Below are 21762 nucleotides of genomic sequence, written 5' to 3' on the forward strand. Positions count from 1 at the left end.
TGAGAGCTGGCGCCGATAAAAAAACTACTGCACGAGTTGGTTGATCTCGATGATCGGCACCAGCACCGCCATCACGATCACCAGCACCACCCCGCCCATCACCACGATCATCAGCGGCTCCAGCAACGCGGTCATACCCATCGCCCGGCGCTCGATATCACGGGACAAGGTTTGCGCTGCACGCTCGAGCATCGGCGGCAGTGCGCCGGTTTTCTCACCGCTGGCGATCAGGTGAATCAGCACCGGCGGAAACACATTCTCCACTTTCAGCGCTGCCGCCAGGTTGACGCCCTCTCGCACCTTGGCGGTGGCCTCATTGACGCTCAGGCTCAGACGATCATTCGACAAGGTCTGCCGCGCCGCTTCCAGCGCCCGCAACAACGGCACGCCGGCGCCACCGAGAATCGCCAGCGTCGAGGCGAACCGTGCGGTGTTCAACCCCAGCACAAACCGCCCGATCAGCGGCAGCTTCAACACCCGATGATGCCAGCTCAAACGCGCCGCCGGATTGCGCAGATACAAGCGCCAACTCCAGAACGCAGCGGCCATGACCCCTGCACACAACCAACCCCAGGCGCGGATGAAATCACTGGCATTGAGCATCGCCAGCGTCAGGCCCGGCAGATCCTGCCGGGCCTGGGAAAACGCGCTGACCACCTGCGGCACCACATAGCTGAGCAGGAAAATCACGATACCAATCGACACCAGCCCGACCACACCCGGATAGATGAACGCGGTGAGAATCTTGCCGCGCAGGTTGTTGCGTTCCTCGATGTAATCCGCCAGCCGCTCCATCACCTGCGCCAGATCCCCGGACTCCTCGCCCGCCGCAATCAACGCCCGGTAAATCTCCGGAAAATCCCGAGGCCGCGCCGCCAGCGCTTCGGCCAGGCGCATGCCGCTGCGCACGTCGGCGCGTACGGCGCTGAGGGTGTGAGCGATGTGCTTTTTCTCGGCCTGTTCGACCGTGGCGCTCAGCGCCGCTTCCAGCGGCAGACTGGCACCCAGCAGGCTCGACAGTTGCCGGGTGGTCCATGCCAGATCGTTATCCGACAGCTTGGCGCTGAACAACCCACCGCCGCCATGTTGGGAGACGTTGCTTTCCCTCTCCACCGACAACGCCGTCAGGCCACGACTGCGCAGCACGCCAAACGCGGCGCCCTGACTGTCCGCCTCCAGATGCCCGGATTCGATCTTGCCGCTGGCATCGGCGGCTTCAAAACGATAGCGATTCATCAGGCGTCCCGTGTCACACGAAGGATTTCTTCCGGCGCCGTGGTACCGCTGCGAATCCAGCGTTCGCCGTCCTCGCGCAGGCTGAACATCCCGGCCTTGCTCGCCGCCGCACGCAACGCCTGTTCCCCTGCCCCTTGGTGGATCAGCGTGCGGATGTCGTCATCGATGCAGAACAATTCATGAATGCCGGTCCGGCCGCTGTAACCGGTGTGATTGCACGCCGCGCAACCGACCGGGCGCCAGGTGCCGGGCATCGCCGGGTCTTCTTGTTTGCACTGATTGCACAACCGTCGTACCAAGCGCTGAGCCAACACACCGAGCATCGACGAAGCCAGCAGAAACGGCTCGACGCCCATGTCGACCAAGCGGTTGACCGCCGACACCGCATCGTTGGTATGCAACGTCGCCAGCACCAGGTGACCGGTCAGCGAAGCCTGCACCGCAATCTGCGCGGTTTCCAAATCGCGGATCTCGCCGATCATGATGATGTCCGGGTCCTGCCGCAGAATGGCGCGCAACGCGAGGGCGAAGGTCATGTCGATCTTGGCGTTGACCTGAATCTGGCTGATGCCCGGCAGATCGTATTCCACCGGGTCCTCCACGGTGAGGATGTTGCTGGTGCTCGCATCCAGCCGCGCCAGCGCCGCGTAGAGACTGGTGGTCTTGCCGCTGCCGGTCGGGCCGGTGACCAGCACGATGCCGTGGGGCTGGCGGATCAGGTGATCGAGTTTGGCCAGCACCTGCGCGTCCATGCCCAGGGTCTCCAGATGCAGGCGCCCGGCCTGCTTGTCGAGCAAACGCATCACCACCCGCTCGCCATGGCCGGTGGGCACGGTGGAAACACGAATGTCGATCGGTCGCCCCGCTACGCGCAGCGCAATGCGCCCGTCCTGCGGCAGGCGTTTTTCGGCGATGTCGAGCTGGGCCATGATCTTGATCCGCGACACCAGTGCACCGTGCAAGGCCTTGCGCGGCGAGACCACGTCGCGCAGGGTGCCGTCGACCCGGTAGCGCACCACCGAATGGGTTTCGAACGGTTCGATATGAATGTCGCTGGCCTCGTCCCGCGCTGCCTGGGTGAGCAAGACATTGATCATGCGGATCACCGGCGCGCCGTCCTGGGTGTCGAGCAGGTCAGTGATTTCCGGCATGTCCTGCATCAGGCGGTCGAGGTCGACTTCGTTTTCCGCCGCACCGACCACAGCCGCCGCGCTGCCGGTGTCGGCGTAGGCCATGGCCAGCAGGCCGTCGAGTTCGTCATCGCGCACCCGCTCAAGCCTGGCCGCGCCGAACTGCCGACGCACCTCGCTGATCGACCAGCCCGGCGTCGACGGGCACACCGTCAGCACGCCGTCGCGCAGCAGAATCCGCTGCGCCTTGGCCCAGGCATAAGGCAATGCGCTCATTGCAACGGCACCGCTTTGATCGTCGCGCGCGGGCCGGACACCGGTGCCGGCACGCCTTGGGCGGTGGCGGGCAATTGCGGCGCCTGCATGTCCGGCATCGCCCAGCTGCGCTCCGGTTGCAGACCGCCCTGGGCGCGGCGCATGAAGTCGTAGCGGTTAAGCGTGATGCTGCGCCCCGCCGCGCTGTCGCGGATGATGTACGGGCGCAGGAACACCATCAGGTTGGTCTTGGTGATCGAACGACGCTCGTTGCGAAACAGCGCGCCGATCCCCGGGATGCTCGACAGCCACGGCACCGCGTCATTGCTCTGGCTGTAGCCGTCCTGCAGCAGGCCGCCGAGTACCATGATCTGCCCGTCATCCAACAGGATGCTGGTGTCGAGTGCGCGTTTGCTGGTGACGATCCCCGCCGAGTTGGCCGCCGCCGAAGCGCGTTCGTCGATGCTGCTGACTTCCTGATAGATGTCGAGCTTCACCGTGCCGCCCTCGGAAATCTGCGGCCTCACGTTGAGCTTCAAGCCGACTTCTTCCCGGGTCACGGTCTGAAACGGGTTGTTGCTGTTGCCACCGCCACCGGTGACGTAGCTGCCGCTGACAAAGGGGATGGTCTGGCCGACGAAAATGCTCGCCGCTTCGTTGTCCAGGGTCAGCAGGTTCGGTGTCGACAGCACGTTGGTGCCGCCCTTGCTCTTCAGCGCCCGGGCCAGCACTTTCAGGTCGAGGATCTTGCCGATCCCGGGGATGTCGACGGTGCCGTTGACGTAGCCAAGGTTCAAACCTTTGGGCAACACGTCGACACTGGTCTTGCCGTTGACGTTGATCCCCGAGCCACCAAGGTTGGCCCCACCGATCACGCCGTTGCCGGCCAGATTGCCGGTCTGCCATTGCACGCCGAATTCGCTGGCATCGTCCTCGCCGACTTCGACGATCAGGCTTTCGATCACCACTTGCGCACGGCGCTGGTCGAGCAGATCGATGACTTCGCGCAGGTTGCGGTACAGCGGCTCCGGCGCGGAAATCAGCAAGGTGTTGGTGGTCGCATCCGCCTGAATGGTCACGCCGCCAGCGCTGAACGCGACGTTCTGTTCGCTGCTTTGCGCGTTACTGCTGCCGCTGGTGGCGCTGCTGCCCTGAGCGTAACTTCCGCCGGTGCTGCCGTTGTTGGTGGTCGACGTACTGCCGTTGGTTTGTGTACCGCTCTGGCCGTTCTGCCCGCCGCCCGAGTTGGTGGAGCCGCCCATCGCACTGAGTACTGAGCGTGCACTGTCGCTGGTGCCGCTGTCGCTCTCGCCGGTCAACAAACCGCGCAAGGTCTGGGCCAGTTTGCCGGCCTGGGCGTTGCGCAGATACACCACGTGCAGGTTGCTCGGGTTGCTCTGGGCGTTGTCGAGTTTGTAGATCAGGTTGCGCGCCAGCTCCGTGCGCTCGGGGCTGCCGGCGCGGATGATGATGGTGTTGGAGCGCGGGTCGCCGATCACTGCGATTTTCTGCGTTGGATCGTTGCCCGGCGCGTCGAGCAGGTCGGCGACCATCGGCGCGATGTCGGCGGCGATGCCGTTCTGGATCTGTACCACGTCGGTGTCGATGGCGCTCGGCGTATCGATGCCTTGAATCAGTTGCGCGACCCGCGTGAGGTTCTCGGCGTAGTCGGTGACGACGATGGTGTTGTTGCCCGGATAGGCATTGATCGGATTGTTCGGCGACACGATCGGGCGCAGCACCGGGATCAGGTTCACCGCGTTCTCGTATTGCAGGCGGAACGTGCGGGTGAGCATGCCGTTGCCCGCCGGTTTGTCGGCGCTGTAGATCGGCCCGCCGAGCAACTTGGCGTCAGCCTCCGGCACCACCTGCGCCACACCGCCGACATCGACCACACTGAAACCCTGCATGCGCAGCGCCGCCAGCAGCATGTCGTAAGCCTGATGCGCCGGCACCTGGCCTTCGGAGACCAGCGTCAGGTTGCCCTTGACCCGAGGATCCACCAGAAACTGCTGACCGGTGGAGCGCGACAACGCCCGCACCACCGCTTGAATATCGGCATCGACAAAATTCAGCGTCACCGGTTGATCGCCCAACGGATTGGCCGGCAACGTCGTGCCCCGCGCCGAACCGCCGCTGCGGGCGCGCTCGGTGATGTTGTGCAATGGCTTGGGCGCCGGTCTGACCTGAGCCTGCGCCCGCTCGCGGTCGAGCACCGCGTCGCCGCTGCGCTGGGTGTTGGCCAGCGGCCGGCCGAGTTCGCTGTCCACCAGCAGCGGCGGTTGATTCGGTGGCGTGGTGTTGCTGCACGCGCTCAATGCCATCAACAGCATCGGCAACGCCATGCGTTTGGATCCTGACCCCTTCATGAAGCTTCCTTAGCGCCCAGCGCCTGATCCATGCGTACGGTGCCCGACAGAGTGCCGGCGGTGTCATCGGTTGCGGTGTCGTCTGTGCGTTGCAGGCGCGCCTCGACCACTTGCAGTGAAAAACGGCGGGGCTGGATCAACAACCAGTCGAGGACGGCGTCGGCGGGGGCTGCGTCGAAGGTCAACTGCCACCCTGCAGACGCGGCCGCCAGTTGGTAATGGCCGCCCAGTCCGCCAGCCTGCAAGGTCTGTTGCAGCGACTGCTCCAGGTTCTGACCGTCTGGACGTACGCTGACGTCGCGCAACAGCACTTCCAGCGCTTCGGCCTGGGCGCGCAGCTTCGGGGTTTCGACTTGCGAGGCGGCGATCTTCTTCAGCGGCGGCTGAATCAGCGCCACCCACACAAACAGCCCCAGCAACAGCGCCGCCATGCCGCCGACCATGCGTTTTTCCCGCACGGCCAACGGCTGCCAACGGGCCTGCAACTGAGCATTCAAGCGCTGCCAACCGGCGCGGTATTTCGCCAGCGCTGGGCTATTCATCTTCGGCTCCGCTGCTGTCGTCGTTGTCAGCGACAGCGGCCACCTCGCCGGCCGGGCGCAAGACCCAGCCGTCCTCATCGGCGCTGACACTGACTCCTGCCTGGGCCAGCGCCGCCTGCCAGTCCTTGTCGTTACCCGAGCGCCGGGCCTCAGGCAGCAGACGCAGTTGCAGCACACCGTCGACGAACGCCAGACGCTGCACCGTGCCCGCCATGAACGGCATGCCGCTGCCGGCCTGCAACACCAGCCGACTGAAATCCTGACCCGGCGCGTCCTGCGCGCCTTGCTGGCGTGCTGCGATTTGCTGACGGGCCTGTTGCAGCGGATTGAGGATCACCGGCAACTCGGGGAACGCCTGCTTCACCCGCTGCGCCATCTGCGCCTTGATCTGTTGCCCTGCCCCGGCCTCGCGGGCGGCGTACAGGTTCAAACCGATCACCCAGACCACCAGCGCCAGCGCAGACAAACCCACCGCCCGTCCCCAGCCCCGACCTTCGGCACCGGGTTGCTGAATGCCGCCGTGCAGGCCCCAACTCGGTAATGGCCCGGACCAGCGTTGTGCGTCGGCCAATGTCGACTGCACCGCCTGCGGCGCGCCCTCACCGATCCAGTGCGCAGGCAGGGCAATTTCCATCAACCACGCTTCATCGATCAACGGTTGCACCTGCGCCGAGTCCGGCCCCTGACGCAACAACAAATGATCGCCGAGCAGTTGCCCGACGCCGCCGGCCATCACCGGCAAGCTGTAGGCCGCCGGGTACAGGCCTTTCAGGTTCAACCCGGTCTCGTGCAGCAACTGCCCGAAGTATTGCAAGTCCCGGCGCGGCAACCAGGCCATCTGCACCTGCCCCGAAGCGTCGCGCGGGCCATGGGCGACGTGCATCGTGGTGATGTCGCTGAGCATCAGCGCCTGCGCGGCGCACTGCACGGCGGCGGCGGTTTTGCTGGTGGCCAACGGCGGCAGGTTGATGCTCGCCAGCAGGCTGTCGGTCGGGTGCAGGAAACACACCAGCGGCAGCTTCGGCAGTTTGCGCAGCCGTTGACGATCCTGGCGAGTGACCTTGCCGTGGCGGTCCAGCCACGCGCAGTCCAGCTCACTGTCGAGATTGAGTTCCGCCAGTGGCGGCAAACTTACGCGCAAGTGGTTCATACGCCCACCCGCGACCAGATCACCTGGGGCAAACGATCCTCGCTGCGATGCAGCAACGCATCGAGGCTGACCCGCCGCTGATCGCGCCGCGCCTGCCCACGCAAACGGAACCAGTCGCTGGTGATCCCGACCTTGACGCTGGTGATCTCCAGTTGCGGCAAGCGCAGGCGATTGACGAAATCCCCGCGATTGATGAACCAGCGCCCGGCGTCGCGTTCATTGATCAGTGCCTGCGCCCGCTCCAGCGACAGCCCCGGCACATAAGCTGCCAGCACCGGCGCCGTGGCGGTGTTGCCGTTGAGCCAGGTGGTCGCCGGAATCACCGTCAGGTACGGCGCCAGTTTCATCAGCACCGCATCGTTGACCCCGTCGACACTGCGCAGGTCTTCAAGATTGCGCAGCATCGGCAAGGTTGGCGATTGCGGTTTGCGCGAGGCAGACGGCGACGTGCTGCGGCCGCTGTCGAAGGTGTTTTTCGTCACAGGTTTATCCGTCAGTTGTGCATTGAGCAGATGCGGATACGAGCCGATCACCCGCTGACTGATGCGACGACTCAACGCGTCGCTGATACCGATCAACCCACACAGGCGCTCAAAGGCCTGAACCTGGGCGTCGTCGATCCGTTCGTTGGCCACCAGATTGCGCAGGTTGAACTTGCCCTGCTCATCCTCCAGCCGCCCTTCGAAACCTTGAGTGTTCAACTGCTGCGCCCAGGGTTGATCGAGTCGGGTCAGCGGATCGCGTTGCCGCGCATCCCACAACAATTGCCGGCTGATCTCCAACCCGCCGTGCAGCACCCAACGGCCCTGCACGCGCAATTGTTCGGCTTCCAGCGCCCGGGTCGAAACGCTCTGACGCGTCAGCATCCCGGCGGCGATCACCGCGACCACCGCCGCGATCAGCAGCGCACTGATGATCGCCATCCCCTGCTGGTTCGATTGGCTGTTCATGACCGGCCTTACAACTGCCAGGAACCGATGTCGGCATTCACGCCTTCGCCGTCAGGCTGGCCGTCGGCGCCGAGGGAAAAGATGTCGATCTCGCCGTTGGCACCGGGATTGAGGTATTGATAAGGACGACCCCACGGGTCATTCGGCAGGCGCTCCAGGTATGAGCGCCAGTTGGTGTTCTTCGCATCGGCTGGGCGCTCCACCAACACTTTCAGGCCCTGGCTCTGGCTCGGGTAAGTGCCGTGATCGAGGCGATACAGCTTCAGCGCCTGCATCAACCCGCCAATGTCCTGCTTCGCCGCCGTGGCCCGCGCCTGATCCGGCCGGTCGAGCACCTTGGGCACCACCATCGCCGCCAGAATCCCGAGAATCACCACGACCACCATGATCTCGATCAGCGTGAAACCCTGCTGCCCACGGGGCATCCGGCTCGGTCGACCGGGTTGTTTGAATTGCGCGATATCCATCTCGTCATTCCCTGGCTTGATTCGATTCGACGCGCAGTGTTGCAAGAAGATATGTCAGGGATGTTGAAAATCCTCGGGAGTTTCCGTCGTCAAGCCGTCAAGCACGGGCGTTAGCGTCAAGGGCTGCCCAACAGCCCGAGCCCCCGATGCGCACCCCCTCTCCGCAAGCCGGATTCACCCTGATTGAAGTGCTCGTCGCGCTGGCGATCATCGCCGTGGCCATGTCCGCCGCCGTGCGCGTGGCGGGGTTGATGACGCAGAGCAGCGGGATCTTGCGGGATCGCTCGATTGCGATGATTGCGGCGCAGAGTCGGATGGCGGAATTGCGGCTGGAGGGGCGGTTGCCGATGGGGTTCAAGGCGATGGAGTGTGATCAGGGGCGGTTGTTGTTGCGGTGTGAGCAGGTGATTGGGGGGCGGAGAATGGGCGGTTGTTGAAGGTGGGGGTGCAGGTTTTTGATCGGGGACAAGAGCGGCCCCTTTGGCTCGGCTTGAAACGTTGCTCAGTCGCCCGGAAACCCCCTAGCCCGCTCAAATACGTCAGGCACGATGTATCAGGAACAGATCGGGATCCTTGAGGACCTCGCGCCTCAAATCTCCCGATCTTCACTCACAACCATTGAATCTGTTTTCTACTGTTGAACCACTGAAAATGTTCTGGAAGCTGACCAAGGACCGTCAGCAACGGCCGCAATCATGTGTGCACCCAGAGCAAGCTCACTTAAAACCAGTAACCAATGGCCTGCTGTGTCAGCAGGGACAGTACCTTTCAACATTGTTCCATCGAACACTTTGACGTTCGTCCCTGGTTCCGAGTGACCTGCGACTGTCACACTGGTATCAGAGGTTTTTCCGTTTTGAGGTACTTCACCCTTGGAATCCCTGATAGAAACGATCACGGGTGCGGTGGCATTGGACTTGGATGTAGACATATCAGTAACTCCGTTTCGTGAGATTGTTTTGACGGAGTGATTCAATCGTGGACCGCAGGAAGCGTCACCTGTCAGATCTGACAGGTATTCGGATGTTTACGACCAACGGTCATTTCTCTTGTATTCGTTTTTCACCCTGCTCGATCACTGGGTGAGCAGCTCAAAGACATGACGGTGACGCGATGGAGCGGTGAATGTCCGGATGCGCCTTCAGAGCCAAATAGCGACGACGTTATTAAGGATGCCGCGATGCGGTACCGGGAATTTTTATATAGGTCCTTGTTCGGGAAACAGAGGCTTTCACAGCACCCACCGATTTGATCCTGTACCGTTTCACCGGCCCGTCGATAGCGTCCGCCTTGACTTGGCTCATGGTCAAAGCCAACTTGTAATGCAGCTCAAGCACGCTATCGTTTCCCAGCTCTTTGAGATAGCTGTATGGCACATCCTGAAAATATTCCCCGTCATTTATCCATTTCTGATTTACCGACGCGCCCGGGACATTCCAAACCTGACGATTGTGCTCTTTATCCGTGGCAGTCTTGCCTTTCAATTCCAGCCAAACAGGCTGACCAGCCTTCATGAATGCCCAGATCCCCGCACGCAAAGTACCGCCCTCCGTGACGTCGCTGAGATCCAGCTCATCGCCATCAGCCTGTACGATGCTGAGTTTATCCAACTCCGCGGCAGGTAACGGCAAGAGGTTTACAGTCAGCGTGCCCGACGAGGTTTTACTGCCGGCCTCCGTGACTTCGTACTTGAGTATGAAGGTTTTAGCTGCGTTGCCGACGTTGGCAGCAATGGCCTCAGAATCAATCGAAAACTCCACACTCCCACTCTCCGCGCCCTGCATGGGTGGAATCGTAGGGGAGCCGACTCCCGGAGTGCCGGACATTATCAACTGAATGCTTTGCTCCTTATTCATACCGGGATAGGCAACGCTCACCTGTACACCTGATTTGGCATCAAGAGCGGCCAGGTTCACACTCGCGCTGACATCTGGCGCGTGTGGCACTTGCAGTATCGGACTTTGAGCAATTTGGGCCTGAGGATCATAAACAAAGATGCGGCCATCAGACGCGCTCAAGTCCACCCGGACAATGGGCATGAACTGCCCCGTCTGCTGAAAATAATCGCGCTGAAAAAAGCGAGCGCTCGTTAACGCCGTTTCATTTGTATAGAAAAAGGCTTGAATGGGGAGCTGTCGCGGAATGTTCTGGGGCCATGCGCCGATGACGACCTCGTTATGAAGCCTGCGCATACCAGGATCAGGAAGGTGAGATCTAACATCAACACTCATCGCAAATTCGGATTGATTTGGACCGAAACTACAATGGTGCCCATAAACCCCATTCAACTGATCGTAGTAAACGCGCCATGTTGCGATATCGATAACACCTTGCTCCAAACAGGGCTTGCTAATGGGTAACGCCATATACTCGTTACAACTGTCGCTTCGAGTATCGGTAGCGGCATCAAACGGATAGGCGCATCGTACGGTAAGGGGAAAACCTGTGGGTGCCGCCATTTCCTTGAGGATCAAACCTTGGCTTTTCGAATACAAAAAACTCTTGGTGCCGACATCCTCACGCACATAGGAAAATGCCACGCCATTCCGCTCTACCGATCCGAGGCTTGGGTTCCACGCATGGTAGTTAGGTGAAGCACTTGTCACTCTGATCAACACGCCATTGCAGTCGTAGGCGGGCGTGTTACCACGACAAGCAGGCGTAGTATCGGCATAACGTGCATTCAGCTTATCGGCCACTTGATAACCGATGTACAACTGATCCTGCTGATTGAATCCGAATACCGCACGCTCTGCCTGAGCCAAATCCATTCGCAGAATTGGCAGCCAATTCCCGGTAGTTGCAAAGTAGTCATACTGATCTTTCTGTGCCGCGAACAACGAACCTGATTTATTCGCATCGTAAAAAAGCGCCTGCATCGGAATTTTTTGGGGTGTGCTTTCGTCCCAGTTACGTATCTGCAACTGGGTAGGTCTGGCCGACCAATCGCTGTCGATGCCTTGATGCGCCAGCAGGCTGGCCTTGAATAGCATGGGATTGAGGCTGCTCAACGAGCATTGCTTTGTGGGTTGTCGGCCTTGTTGCTCGAAGTGCGCCAGCCAACTCGCTGAATCACTCACTCCCTCGCTTGCGCAAGAGCTCGCGTCGGCGGCCTGTCGACTTGCCGCTGACAGGCCGCAACCGAAACCAGCACGGCTCTCAACAGGTTCAAACGCGAAAGGATAGGCGCAAAGAACGTCTAGTGGCTGATCCTTGCCGATGGCCGTGAATGAATCACTGAACACCATGCCGTTGGCTGACGACAATGTCTGCGTACCCAAATCGGCACGCAGATAGACAAAACTTTCCGCCCCCAATTGCGCGGCCACATCATCGTGTTTCCAGAACTCGATCATCGGAGTGCTGCCATGCAACATGACGCCGCTGCAAAAATACGCCGGGTTGCCGCCCGCACACTCTGTTTGCACGTTTTGATAGCGCTTGTTGAGCAACTGTGCGATTTCCGGGCCGGTTGCGGCTTCACCCAAGCTATTGAACAGTAGCAATACCAGCAGCCACGACCTCATCCACGTCCATTCCATTTGCATGATGCTGCGCCTCGATCTCAAGCTTCGAACGGGCCCAGGAGTAAACCCGGTCCACTGTCAGGCAATCATTAGTTGTGCATGGCGAACATTTCTGTTCAGGCATGAATACACGGGATGATTGAAGGCTTGAAACACAGCGGCTGTCACCTGTCATATCTGACAGGTGAGTGGAACTTCAAGATGAATGGTCATTTCTTTAGAACAATGGGGACTGATCTGTTTTCTTTTCTGATGCCGCGTTTCGATTTGCTTTAGCGACGTTTTCAGGTCTTCAAGGTTCTTGGCGAAGATCGATTCTCCAACACCGATTGATGTAGAGCCTTGCGAAAGAACGGATTCTATCTGGCTCCGATAGCGGACCATGAAGCTCGCTTCTTCGTCGGACATGGGCTTGAGTGCCGCGTCCACTTTCTGAGCCGCTTCCATGAGCAACACTTCTTCACGTGTGCACTGGGGATTGTTCGGATCGCTCAACACGATGAGCTGCCCGGGCTTGGCGTGCAGGTCGATTCCACGCCACGGTAGACCTTTTTTCTTGGCGGGATGCGCAGGATAACGGGTGAGCGTCTGACATCAAAACGTCATTTGTTCATCGCAGGAGTGCCATGTTTCCCGAGTAATGTCATCGCCAATGAGATCGATCTCAAGCGAGTGAACATGACAGATTTGAAAGAGGTTGCACGGCTGGCAGGTGTTTCGCGGGCGACCGCCGCGCGAACCTTTGCCTCCCCCGAAGTTGTGCGTCCGGCGACCCGAGAGCAAGTATTCGCCGCCGCGCGTCAGCTAGGTTTTCGGCCTAATCGCCTCGGCCGCCAACTACGCTTGCAAACCACCAACCTGATCGGCGTGGTGGTGCCCAATCTGCTTAACCCTGTGTTCGCCGAGCAATTTCAGGCGATGGAGCAGGCCGCACGCTTGCACGGTTACAACCTGTTGCTGGCAACTACCGACTACAACAGCGAGCGCGAAAGCGCGGTGGTCGAGGATTTGTTGCGCCAAAGGGTCGATGGTCTGGTCCTTACCGTGACTGATGCCCAGAGCAGTCGCGTGCTGCAAAACCTTGCCAACGAAGACACGCCTTTTGTGCTGGCCTATCACCAGCCCGACAATCCTGACTACAGCGCTGTGTCGGTGGATAATCGCGCCGGCATGGCGCTCGCCACCCGTTATCTGCTGGAAACGGGACACTCGCAGATCGGCATGGTTGCCGGTCCAGCCTTGCAGTCAGACCGCTCTCGACTGCGTTACGCCGGTTATCTCGACGCTATGCGTGAGGCCGGCCTCGACAGCCTGCCGGTGATCGAAATGCCTGCCCATACCCAGGCAGACTTCGCCGTCATCGAGCCCTTATTGCGCAGCCCGCAGGCACCCAGTGCGCTGGTCTGTTCCAACGACTTGCTGGCGATCAGTCTGATCGCGGAACTGCGGCGCAACGGCTGGAACGTGCCCCGGCAGCTCTCGGTCATTGGCTTTGACGGTATTTCCCTTGGTACTCAAATGCACCCGACGCTGTGCAGCGTCGTTCAACCCATCGCGGCGCTGGCTTGCACCGTGATCGATCAACTGTTGGCGCAGATCGCTGGCGCCGCACCGGTTTCCCATTGCCTGCCCTGCCATATCCGGTCGGGCGAAAGTACTCAGCCCTACGAGGAGATGTTTGATGATCCGATTCAGTAAAACCCTGGCGGCGTTGCTGCTATGCGGTGTGACCAGCCTGGCACAAGCCGCCGAAACGGCGATTTGCTACAACTGCCCGCCGGAGTGGGCGGACTGGGGGGTGCAGCTCAAGGCGATTGCCGACACCACCGGTGTGCAGGTCCCACTGGACAACAAGAACTCCGGCCAGTCACTCGCGCAACTAGTGGCCGAACAGGCCGCTCCGGTGGCCGACGTGGTGTATTACGGCGTGACGTTCGGTTTACAGGCGCAAAAAAAAGGCGTGACTGGAACTTATAAGCCCAAGGGTTGGGATCAGATTCCAGTCGGTCTGAAAGATCCGGAAGGTCATTGGTTTGCGATTCACTCCGGCACCCTTGGCATCATGGTTAACGTCGATGCACTGGGTGGTTTGCCGGTTCCGCAAAGCTGGGCCGATCTCCTCAAGCCCGAATACAAAGGCATGGTTGGTTATCTTGATCCGTCCAGCGCTTTCGTGGGTTACGTATCTGCCGTGGCCATCAATCAGGCAATGGGTGGCACCCTGGATAACTTCGCCCCCGCCATCGATTACTTCCGGAAACTGGCGAAAAACTCGCCCATTGTGCCCAAGCAGACGGCTTACGCGCGGGTACTGTCCGGCGAGTTGCCAATTTTGGTCGATTACGACTTCAACGCCTATCGGGCGCGTTACAAGGACAACGCTAACGTAGCGTTCGTGATCCCCAAAGAAGGCAGCATCAGCGTGCCTTACGTGATGAGCATGGTCGCCAACGCCCCGCATCGTGCCAACGCCGAGAAGGTGTTGGATTTCGTCCTGTCCGATCAAGGTCAGGCGCTGTGGGCTAAGGCGTACCTGCGACCAGTACGTGCGGTGAAGATGCCTGCCGACGTCGCCGCGCAGTTCCTGCCGGACAGCGAGTATGCACGGGCCGGCGTAGTTGATTACGAACACATGGCGGCGGTGCAGGAAGCCTTCTCGGCGCGTTATCTGAGTGAGGTCAAGTAAGTGACGGCTTCGGTAGTAAAAGCCCGGGAAGTCCGGTCGGGTTGGTCCATCGTGCCGCGCTTGCGACCGACAGCTGCCTGGGCACTAGCGCCAGCAGCAGCTGTGCTGTTCGCATTCTGGTTATTGCCGCTGGCGCATCTGATAGTGCTGGGTGGGCAAAGCCGCGACAGCAGCGACAGCGGTTACTGGCAAGTGCTTGGCAGCGCGCAATACCTGGGCAGTCTGGCGCAGACCTGCATTCTTGCTCTCGTGGTGACCCTTGCGGCGCTGTTGGTGGGCGGTATCAGTGGCGTGTTTCTGGCTCGCCAGCGCTTCTTCGGCCGCTCGGCACTGGTCGCCTTATTGACCTTTCCGCTGGCGTTTCCCGGCGTGGTGGTCGGCTTTCTGGTGATTCTGCTGTCCGGTCGTCAGGGGCTGTTCGCCACACTCGGCCTTGAGCTGGTGGGGGAGCGCTGGATTTTTGCCTACTCGCTGACGGGGTTGTTCATCGGCTATCTGTACTTCTCGATTCCGCGGGTGATTCTCACGGTGATGGCCGCTTGCGAAAGCCTGGATCGTAGCCTGGAAGAAGCCGCCCATTCACTGGGGGCGGGTCATTGGCGAGTGGTCTGCGATGTCATTGTGCCCGGCCTGGCGCCGGCATTGGTCTCATGTGGGGCGATCTGTTTCGCGACCTCCATGGGCGCATTCGGTACGGCCTTTACCTTGGGCACTCGGCTGAACGTGACCCCTGTGGCGATCTACAACGTGTTCACCAATTACGCCAACTTCGCTGTGGCGGCTGCGCTGTCGGTGGTGTTGGGTGTGGTGACCTGGGCCGCGCTGCTGCTGACCCGGCGGCTGGTCAAACAATCGGGGACTGTATTGTGAAACGCTCAACGCTGTTTGTCGGGCAACTGGTTTTTACCTTGCTGGTCTGTGCCTTTATGTTGGTGCCCGTGCTGATGTCGCTGCTGGCGGGGCTGACGCGCAATTACTTCGCAGGCCTGTCCAGCGGATTCACATTCGACTGGTTGATACAGGTTTGGCAAACCTATTCGCCGACTGTCTGGCTATCCCTGCAACTGGCGGTGGCCTGTGCTCTGTGTGTCTGCGTGATTGGCGTACCGGCGGCTTACGCGTTGGTGCGGATGAACAATCGCTTCAGCCGCGCGTTCGAAGAACTGATGGTGTTGCCCGTGGCGATGCCAGGCCTGGCCAGCGCCTTGGCCTTGCTGCTCACCTATGGTCAGTTCGGTGGGTTTCGCAGCAGCTGGTTATTCATTCTCGTCGGCCATGTGCTGTTCACCCTGCCATTTCTGGTTCGCCCGGTGATGGCTGTGATGCAACGTCAGCACCTGCCAACGCTGGAAGACGCAGCGGCCAGTCTTGGCGCCGGGCCGATCCAGCGTTTCTTCAGTGTGGTGGTGCCCAACTGCCGGGCCGGGATTCTCGCCGGGGTGTTGATGGTTGTCACCCTGTCGTTGGGTGAGTTCAACCTGACCTGGATGCTCCATACCCCGATGACCAAAACATTGCCGGTGGGCTTGGCCGACAGTTATGCCTCGGCCAGGCTGGAAGTCGCCAGCGCCTACACCCTCATATTCCTGTTGATGATCGTGCCGCTGCTCATTGCGCTGCAGGCCATCAGCGCCCGTATTTCCCGAGGAAAGAGCCGATGACCGGAACCACCATTCGCCTTGAGGGTTGCCGCAAGGCGTTCTCTGACGGCACCGTTGCTGTGCATGATTTAAACCTGACCATCGAGGCTGGGGAAACCTTGGCGATTCTCGGCCCGTCCGGTTGCGGTAAAACCACCACCTTGCGCCTGATCGCCGGTCTGGAACGCCCGGACGTGGGGCAGATATTCTTTGGCGACAGCGATGTCACACGCCTGCCCATCGAGCGCCGCGACGTGGGCATGGTGTTCCAGAACTATGCGTTGTTTCCGAACCTGGATGTGGCCGGCAACATTGTTTACGGCCTGAAGATTCGCGGTCTTACCGCCGCCGAACGCAACAAGCGTTGTTCGGAATTGCTGGAATTGGTCGGTCTGCAAGAACATGGCAAGCGCAGCATTCACGAGTTGTCCGGCGGTCAACGCCAACGTGTCGCCTTGGCCCGAGCACTGGCACCTCGGCCGCGGGTGTTACTGCTCGACGAACCCTTGGCTGCGCTGGATGCGCAGTTGCGTGAGCGCTTGCGCAGCGAGCTGGATCAGTTGCTACGTGGTTTGGGAATCACCGCGGTGTTCGTCACCCACGACCAGGGAGAAGCCATGGCGTTGGGGGATCGCATCCTGGTCATGGAGCACGGCCGCGTCGCGCAATTGGCTTGCCCGCGGGAAATCTATCAGCAGCCGGCCAACGCTTTCGTGGCCAGTTTCGTTGGCAACCTCAATGCTTTTTCTGTGACCGAGCGTACGTCCCATGGCTTGAGAGTCAGTGGTGGCGAGTTGCCGTGGAGTGGCGCGAGTCTGCCCGCCACCGTGTACTGCCGCCCTGAGCATTTGCGGGTGACGGACAACCAGGGTCATCTGCGCGGGCGTCTGGTGGGGCAGTTTTTCCAGGGTGCACACAGCCGCTTGCTGGTGGATGTGGGTGCTTCACAGCCATTGTTGGTGGACAGCGCCGATGGCGTCATCCTCGCCCCCGGCACGCTGATTGCCTTGGCCATCGAGCCGCAAATGCTGTTTACCCTGCATTCGTGATCTTTAGTTTTCAGAGAACTTATCTTGAATCGTCCGTTTCTCATTGCGCAGATCAGCGATCTGCACCTTAAAGCCGGTCAAAGGCTGACTTACGGCGTCGTCGATACCCTCGGCGCGTTGCGGCGTGCTGTCGATCATTTGAATCGCCTCCATCCGCGTCCCGACATCGTGGTGATCAGTGGCGACCTGGTGGACTTCGGTCGACCTGATGAATATGCCGTGCTGCATCCCGAACTGGCGCGCCTGGCAATGCCTTGCTACCTCGTGCCTGGCAACCACGACAATCGCGAGCATTTGCTGGCGGCATTTGCCGATCATGCCTACCTGCCGATGTCTGCCGGCGCACCACTGGATTGGGTGGTTGAAGAGCACCCGGTGCGCCTGATCGGTCTGGACACGACGATCCCCGGCGCTCATGGCGGTCAGTTGCTGGACAGCCAGTTGCACTGGCTCGATGAGCAACTGGCTCGTCGTCCCGATGCACCGACGTTATTGATTCTGCATCACCCGCCATTTATCAGCGGTATTGGTCATATGGACCGCGAGCCGTTCATCAACGCGTCGGCGCTTGAGCAGATCATCGCCCGTCACCCGCAGGTGGAACGCTTGCTATGCGGACATTTACACCGACCGATGCAGCGGCGTTTCGGTGGCAGCCTGAGTTGTGTGTGTCCCGGTACCTCACATCAAATCGTGCTGGATCTACAGCAAACCGCCCCGGCGCATTTCAATCTGGAACCGGCCGGGTATTTGCTGCATCGCTGGCAAGCGCAGCAGGGGCTGGTGACCCATAACGCCGTGTTTGGTGAGTATCCCGGACCGTATCCGTTTTACGACGCACATGGATTGATCGACTGATGGCACAGAGATTTTTCAAGGCGTTTTTTGACGAAGTTCTTCGGAGGTTTTAACCCATATCATTCTCTGCGCACGGTTCAGATCTTTCTTGATGATTAGTTAACGCATTGGTCAATCGCCTGATTGGCTGAGTGCTTCCCGCTGTCCTTTTAATGTGCCCGGAACATAGGTTCTGCGCTGGAGTTCGTCCTGATGAAAGCCACGCTTCAAGTATTAAGTTTTTTGACCGGCGGCCTGAGTATTGCCATGAGTCCGTTCGCCTCTGCTGATTTCATTAAAGACAGCAAAGCCAATTTGAACTTGCGCAACTTCTACTTCAACAATGATAACCGCGATGGGGCCGCTGCTCCTTCGAAGACCGAAGAGTGGGGGCAGGCCTTCATGCTCAATTATCAATCCGGTTTTACCGACGGCACTGTGGGGTTCGGCCTGGATGCCATTGGCCTGCTGGGTTTGAAGCTCGACAGCGGTGCGGGTCGTCATGTCGGTGGTTCGATGTTCCCCAATGACGGCGACAAGGCTGCGGACCAATGGGGCCGTGTCGGTGCGACTGCCAAGATGCGTTTCTCGAAGACAGAGCTGCGTTACGGCACCTTACAGCCGAAGTTGCCGGTAGTGGTCTCCAATGATGGCCGGCTGTTGCCTCAAACCTTCGAGGGCGGACAAGTCATCAGCAATGAAATCGATAACCTGACCGTCACTGCCGGCCAACTTGAATACGCCACCGGGCGTGCTTCCAGCGATAGCGCAGGTCTGGCCGTTGCGGGCGGCACAAAGGAAAGCAATAAATTCACCTTTGCCGGTGGCGATTACAAACTGACGAAGGACCTGACCGTTCAGTATTACTACGCCAATCTGGAAGACTATTACCAGCAGCACTTCGCTGGTTTGCTGCATGTGTTGCCGCTCGGTGAATACGGTTCGCTGAAAACCGATCTGCGTTATTTCAAGACCACGTCCGATGGCAAGAACAGCAGTGCGGCCGGTCGCGCCAACGGTTACAAGTTCGGGGGTTACACCAAAGGCGGTACCGGTGAAATCGACAACGATACCTGGAGCGCGGCGTTCATTTATTCGTTGGGTGGCCATGCAATTACGGCGGGCTATCAAAGTGTTTCCGATGACAGCAATTTTGCGCAACTCAATCAGGGTGGCCTGGTCGATAAAGGCGAGGCAGGTGCCAGTCTTTATCTTTACACCGACCGCACCATTCAGACCTTCATCCAGGCGGGGGAGCGGACCGCATTCGCGCAGTATGCCTACGACTTCGCTGCACTGGGTGCTCCTGGCTTGAAGGCATCGGTGATGTACCTCAAGGGCGACAATATTCAGACTGCCAGCGGCAAGGACGCAGGCGAATGGGAGCGCGATATCTCTCTGGACTATGTGATCCAGAGCGGTGCGTTGAAGAACGTCGGTTTTGGCTGGCGGAACGCGATGTCTCGAAGTGATATCGCCCGCGACCAAGACCAGAATCGCCTGATCGTGAGCTATACAATTCCGTTGATGTAAGGCGTAAAAGTTACTTACGAAACTCAGACGCGCGAATTTGTCTGACAGTCGTTGATTTGCCTTCAAAGCGAGCGGCTGCTATTGGCCAATTCTGTTGAAACAGTCGGTCTGCCCAAACTGCCAGATCATTGACTGGTGAAAACGCCTTTTTGCACGCCGCTACGTGAAATCCGAGTCCGGAAGCCTCTGCCAAAAGTAGAGATTTCAATCTCGGACGCGTACTTTTTTGATGTGCAAACCATGGCCGACTTTTTCAACAGAATCGGCTGAAAGCGGCTGCACGCAATTTCCTGGAGCTCGATACCTGCTCTGTTGATAGCTCGCGCTGCATCCTGTTCTATTCAAAGAAAGGCGCCTGCTTGCGCGTCGACACCATGGGTGAGCAGCTCAACGACATGACGGTTACGCGATGGGCCGATGAGTGTCCGGATGCGCCTTCAGAGCCAGATCGCGGCGACGCGGGTTAAGAAACAAAGGGGACTGAATGAAATAATTCAGTCCCCTCCCCCCTAAATCCCTGTGGGAGCGAGCTTGCTCGCGAAGGCGTCAGAATTTACACCAGCCTAATCAGCAGGTGATCCCGAGGGCTGCTTCACCGGCAATTGCAAATTATCCAACGCCCGATTCACCGCCAACTCCCCGAGCATGATCAACTGCGCAATCCCAACCAACGCCCGACGCTGCGAAGCCGGCACCAGACTGGCGATGTTCTGGGCAATGGTTTGGGCCGAAGCGAGTGTTTCACTGGCATCAATCAGCAGTTCTTCGTTTTTGTTGTCCGCCGTCACGGCATACATCCCGCGGGTTCTGCGTGGGGGCGGCGTGGAGCCGGGCGGACAGAGGTAATGGTCGAGCGCGCGATCGGCGGCTTCGTGGAGTTTTTTGGAATCGATGGATTCGTAGGGGGAAACCGATTCGGTTTCGGGCGGGTTGGGTGTTGGTTTGATCATGAGTGAATCTCCAAATCATAGAAAAGGAGCCATCATCTTTCGCTACCAAACGAAGGGGTGGTGGCCATACGAAGGTTGGTAGACCGGTGACTTGGAGAACCGGCGCGCCCGAAGACGCCCTGCGCATGGCCACCATAAATACACAGCCCCAAAAAGGCCTGTATCGGGTGACGCTATGCGCCAAGTCTAAGCCGGGCTACCAAACCCGATCGCTGACTCGTCAGCGACCGCACCACAATAGAACCCGTCCCCAAGGCGCACAAGCCGGCGGATTCTGGCGTAGCTGTAGGCAACGGCGCAAGGATATGTAGCCTGAGAGAGTGTTTGGAAATGTCTTTTTAAACATTGGTGTTTATCAAGACCTTACTGCGGCACCTCCCCACTTAAATAAATCCGCCCCATAACCGGCAGTACTCACCTATCGAGCACTCATGACTGAGCATACGCAGCTTCAAAATCATTGATCGCTTGGTTTACTTTGTATCGAAGCATCAGCGATGCGGAAAGCTTTACCATTGCTTCAAACAGGATATGCCCTGATTGAATCTGGCATTGACCAACACAATGTCCAGCATACCCGCCAGCTTCATATGCGTAGACGTTGTAAAAAACCCTCCCTGACTCCCGTCTCAACCCTGCAGTGAGAAGTGCAATAGCGCCGTCTGCCACTTGGGGCTCAGGCCGTGAAAACTCCAGAACGTCATCGAACGGAACGAACATAGCTGAAGCGGACATTACAAATAGACTCGCAATATCCAATGCTTCCTCAACGTTTTTGAGCTCAGGTGTAGCGTACTCGTGCTCAAGAAAATTTCGCATATCGACAACTTTACGCAACAGACTGGGCGCCAATAATCCAAGCGCCCTTACTCGCTCGATCTTTTTTGGCACGTTCCATCTAAGTGATGGATAGCCGAAGGAGATCAGTAACTGATCAAGCTGTCCGACAATGGCTCGTTTCACATTGGTCGTTGCGTTCACAAGCGCGGCCAATCCGCCCCGCTCAAAATCTTCTTCGGCCAAGATCAAAAATTCCATTGGAGAAATTTTCAGATCTGTCATTCCAAAACTTCCACCTCCTAACGCCACTCCACTTTTACTCAAGTCAAATCCATGAGCGACGCAAAACTCTTTGATATCCATCTCAGCTCCTGGCTAATCGGCGAGTCGAAATCAGTGTATCAGTGACGACATGGCCCACCTGGCCGAATTGTGTAGGCAGGCTGCCTCCCTTATCCCAATAGTGGGTAGAAGATGGTCTTGGTTGCCAGCCCTAGCTGGCAACCTTGGCCAAATAGACAGCCTTATTTGCTCCAGCACATCTCGACGTCATCCTGAGTCTTCAGGTCGGTGTCGATTCCCAACCGGTACCAGCAGTAATCAGTAATCCGCCCCCGCTCCACTGCTGTCAGGCGCTCAGCAAAAAGAGCAAAAAGGGGAC

Annotated in this window: 18 protein-coding genes and 2 pseudogenes; 8 read left to right on the forward strand and 12 right to left on the reverse strand. The window is 59.2% G+C overall.

Annotation, left to right across the window (positions count from 1 at the left end; translation table 11 throughout):
• Positions 1–24 precede the first annotated feature (24 nt).
• Genes gspF through gspG form a run of 7 tightly spaced genes read right to left on the reverse strand, consistent with a single transcriptional unit; the run spans position 25 to position 8099 of the window.
• Positions 25–1236 carry a type II secretion system inner membrane protein GspF gene (gene gspF / locus C6Y56_RS15600; RefSeq protein WP_169430644.1) on the reverse strand — a complete coding sequence of 404 codons (1212 nt, stop codon included), beginning with the start codon at positions 1234–1236 and terminating at the stop codon, positions 25–27.
• Positions 1236–2642 (reverse strand): type II secretion system ATPase GspE, encoded by a 1407-nt coding sequence (gene gspE / locus C6Y56_RS15605; protein ID WP_169430645.1) that lies wholly within the window; start codon positions 2640–2642, stop codon positions 1236–1238. The genes gspF and gspE overlap by 1 nt, the downstream gene beginning before the upstream one ends.
• Positions 2639–4990: a type II secretion system secretin GspD gene (gspD, locus tag C6Y56_RS15610; protein ID WP_169430646.1), complete on the reverse strand. Its 2352-nt coding sequence runs from the start codon at positions 4988–4990 to the stop codon at positions 2639–2641. The genes gspE and gspD overlap by 4 nt, the downstream gene beginning before the upstream one ends.
• Complete coding sequence (gene gspM / locus C6Y56_RS15615; RefSeq protein ID WP_169430647.1) at positions 4987–5532, reverse strand: type II secretion system protein GspM; 546 nt, start codon at positions 5530–5532, stop codon at positions 4987–4989. Before gspM ends, gspD begins: the two co-directional genes overlap by 4 nt.
• Positions 5525–6682 (reverse strand): type II secretion system protein GspL, encoded by a 1158-nt coding sequence (gene gspL, locus C6Y56_RS15620; RefSeq protein ID WP_169430648.1) that lies wholly within the window; start codon positions 6680–6682, stop codon positions 5525–5527. Before gspL ends, gspM begins: the two co-directional genes overlap by 8 nt.
• Positions 6679–7632 (reverse strand): type II secretion system minor pseudopilin GspK, encoded by a 954-nt coding sequence (gene gspK / locus C6Y56_RS15625; protein WP_169430649.1) that lies wholly within the window; start codon positions 7630–7632, stop codon positions 6679–6681. Before gspK ends, gspL begins: the two co-directional genes overlap by 4 nt.
• 8 nt (positions 7633–7640) lie before the next feature.
• Complete coding sequence (gene gspG / locus C6Y56_RS15630; RefSeq protein ID WP_283241340.1) at positions 7641–8099, reverse strand: type II secretion system major pseudopilin GspG; 459 nt, start codon at positions 8097–8099, stop codon at positions 7641–7643.
• Between the two features lie 146 nt (positions 8100–8245).
• On the opposite strand from gspG, the pseudogene gspI reads away from it, so the two are divergent.
• Positions 8246–8624, forward strand: a pseudogene (gene gspI / locus C6Y56_RS15635) (type II secretion system minor pseudopilin GspI).
• A 106-nt stretch (positions 8625–8730) separates the two neighbouring features.
• Here gspI and C6Y56_RS15640 read toward each other — a convergent pair.
• The 3 genes and pseudogenes from C6Y56_RS15640 to C6Y56_RS15650 form a co-directional block, all read right to left on the reverse strand.
• The gene (locus tag C6Y56_RS15640) at positions 8731–9030 is read right to left on the reverse strand and encodes a hypothetical protein (protein ID WP_169430650.1); all 300 of its coding nucleotides are present in this window, start codon (positions 9028–9030) and stop codon (positions 8731–8733) included.
• 235 nt (positions 9031–9265) lie between these two features.
• Complete coding sequence (locus tag C6Y56_RS15645; RefSeq protein ID WP_212633387.1) at positions 9266–11647, reverse strand: hypothetical protein; 2382 nt, start codon at positions 11645–11647, stop codon at positions 9266–9268.
• A 204-nt stretch (positions 11648–11851) separates the two neighbouring features.
• A pseudogene (locus tag C6Y56_RS15650) lies at positions 11852–12148 on the reverse strand (hypothetical protein); the annotation flags it as partial.
• 156 nt (positions 12149–12304) lie between these two features.
• Here C6Y56_RS15650 and C6Y56_RS15655 point away from each other — a divergent pair.
• The 7 genes from C6Y56_RS15655 to C6Y56_RS15685 all read left to right on the forward strand — a co-directional run bounded on the left by C6Y56_RS15655 (position 12305) and on the right by C6Y56_RS15685 (position 19371).
• Positions 12305–13324, forward strand: coding sequence for a LacI family DNA-binding transcriptional regulator (locus tag C6Y56_RS15655; protein ID WP_169430651.1), 1020 nt, complete (start codon positions 12305–12307; stop codon positions 13322–13324).
• The gene (locus C6Y56_RS15660; RefSeq protein ID WP_169430652.1) at positions 13308–14312 is read left to right on the forward strand and encodes an ABC transporter substrate-binding protein; all 1005 of its coding nucleotides are present in this window, start codon (positions 13308–13310) and stop codon (positions 14310–14312) included. The genes C6Y56_RS15655 and C6Y56_RS15660 overlap by 17 nt, the downstream gene beginning before the upstream one ends.
• 51 nt (positions 14313–14363) lie before the next feature.
• Positions 14364–15182 carry an ABC transporter permease gene (locus C6Y56_RS15665; protein ID WP_432760330.1) on the forward strand — a complete coding sequence of 273 codons (819 nt, stop codon included), beginning with the start codon at positions 14364–14366 and terminating at the stop codon, positions 15180–15182.
• Entirely contained in the window at positions 15179–15973 is a 795-nt protein-coding gene (locus C6Y56_RS15670; RefSeq protein ID WP_169430653.1) for an ABC transporter permease, read from the forward strand. Before C6Y56_RS15665 ends, C6Y56_RS15670 begins: the two co-directional genes overlap by 4 nt.
• Complete coding sequence (locus C6Y56_RS15675; protein WP_169430654.1) at positions 15970–17001, forward strand: ABC transporter ATP-binding protein; 1032 nt, start codon at positions 15970–15972, stop codon at positions 16999–17001. Before C6Y56_RS15670 ends, C6Y56_RS15675 begins: the two co-directional genes overlap by 4 nt.
• Before the next feature lie 24 nt (positions 17002–17025).
• The gene (locus C6Y56_RS15680) at positions 17026–17859 is read left to right on the forward strand and encodes a phosphodiesterase (protein ID WP_169430655.1); all 834 of its coding nucleotides are present in this window, start codon (positions 17026–17028) and stop codon (positions 17857–17859) included.
• Positions 17860–18051: 192 nt separating this feature from the next.
• Positions 18052–19371, forward strand: a complete 1320-nt coding sequence (locus C6Y56_RS15685) for an OprD family porin (protein WP_169430656.1) — start codon at positions 18052–18054, stop codon at positions 19369–19371.
• 563 nt (positions 19372–19934) lie between these two features.
• On the opposite strand, the gene C6Y56_RS15690 is transcribed toward C6Y56_RS15685, so the two are convergent.
• Together C6Y56_RS15690 and C6Y56_RS15695 are read right to left on the reverse strand one after the other, a co-directional pair.
• On the reverse strand, positions 19935–20321 hold the full coding sequence (locus C6Y56_RS15690; protein ID WP_169430657.1) for a DUF6124 family protein: 387 nt from the start codon (positions 20319–20321) through the stop codon (positions 19935–19937).
• Between the two features lie 429 nt (positions 20322–20750).
• Positions 20751–21464: a hypothetical protein gene (locus C6Y56_RS15695; protein ID WP_169430658.1), complete on the reverse strand. Its 714-nt coding sequence runs from the start codon at positions 21462–21464 to the stop codon at positions 20751–20753.
• Positions 21465–21762: the final 298 nt, after the last annotated feature.

Source organism: Pseudomonas fluorescens, from assembly GCF_012974785.1.
GTDB classification, from domain to species: Bacteria; Pseudomonadota; Gammaproteobacteria; order Pseudomonadales; family Pseudomonadaceae; genus Aquipseudomonas; species Aquipseudomonas fluorescens_BT.

Coding starts and splice junctions, on each gene's coding strand:
- gspG (WP_283241340.1), bottom strand. CDS start 8,099: ATGGATATCGCGCAATTCAAACAACCCGGTCGACCGAGCCGGATGCCC.
- C6Y56_RS15695 (WP_169430658.1), bottom strand. CDS start 21,464: ATGGATATCAAAGAGTTTTGCGTCGCTCATGGATTTGACTTGAGTAAA.
- gspK (WP_169430649.1), bottom strand. CDS start 7,632: ATGAACAGCCAATCGAACCAGCAGGGGATGGCGATCATCAGTGCGCTG.
- C6Y56_RS15655 (WP_169430651.1), top strand. CDS start 12,305: ATGACAGATTTGAAAGAGGTTGCACGGCTGGCAGGTGTTTCGCGGGCG.
- C6Y56_RS15640 (WP_169430650.1), bottom strand. CDS start 9,030: ATGTCTACATCCAAGTCCAATGCCACCGCACCCGTGATCGTTTCTATC.
- C6Y56_RS15690 (WP_169430657.1), bottom strand. CDS start 20,321: ATGATCAAACCAACACCCAACCCGCCCGAAACCGAATCGGTTTCCCCC.
- gspL (WP_169430648.1), bottom strand. CDS start 6,682: ATGAACCACTTGCGCGTAAGTTTGCCGCCACTGGCGGAACTCAATCTC.
- gspD (WP_169430646.1), bottom strand. CDS start 4,990: ATGAAGGGGTCAGGATCCAAACGCATGGCGTTGCCGATGCTGTTGATG.
- C6Y56_RS15675 (WP_169430654.1), top strand. CDS start 15,970: ATGACCGGAACCACCATTCGCCTTGAGGGTTGCCGCAAGGCGTTCTCT.
- C6Y56_RS15685 (WP_169430656.1), top strand. CDS start 18,052: ATGAAAGCCACGCTTCAAGTATTAAGTTTTTTGACCGGCGGCCTGAGT.
- gspF (WP_169430644.1), bottom strand. CDS start 1,236: ATGAATCGCTATCGTTTTGAAGCCGCCGATGCCAGCGGCAAGATCGAA.
- C6Y56_RS15660 (WP_169430652.1), top strand. CDS start 13,308: ATGATCCGATTCAGTAAAACCCTGGCGGCGTTGCTGCTATGCGGTGTG.
- C6Y56_RS15645 (WP_212633387.1), bottom strand. CDS start 11,647: ATGCAAATGGAATGGACGTGGATGAGGTCGTGGCTGCTGGTATTGCTA.
- gspE (WP_169430645.1), bottom strand. CDS start 2,642: ATGAGCGCATTGCCTTATGCCTGGGCCAAGGCGCAGCGGATTCTGCTG.
- gspM (WP_169430647.1), bottom strand. CDS start 5,532: ATGAATAGCCCAGCGCTGGCGAAATACCGCGCCGGTTGGCAGCGCTTG.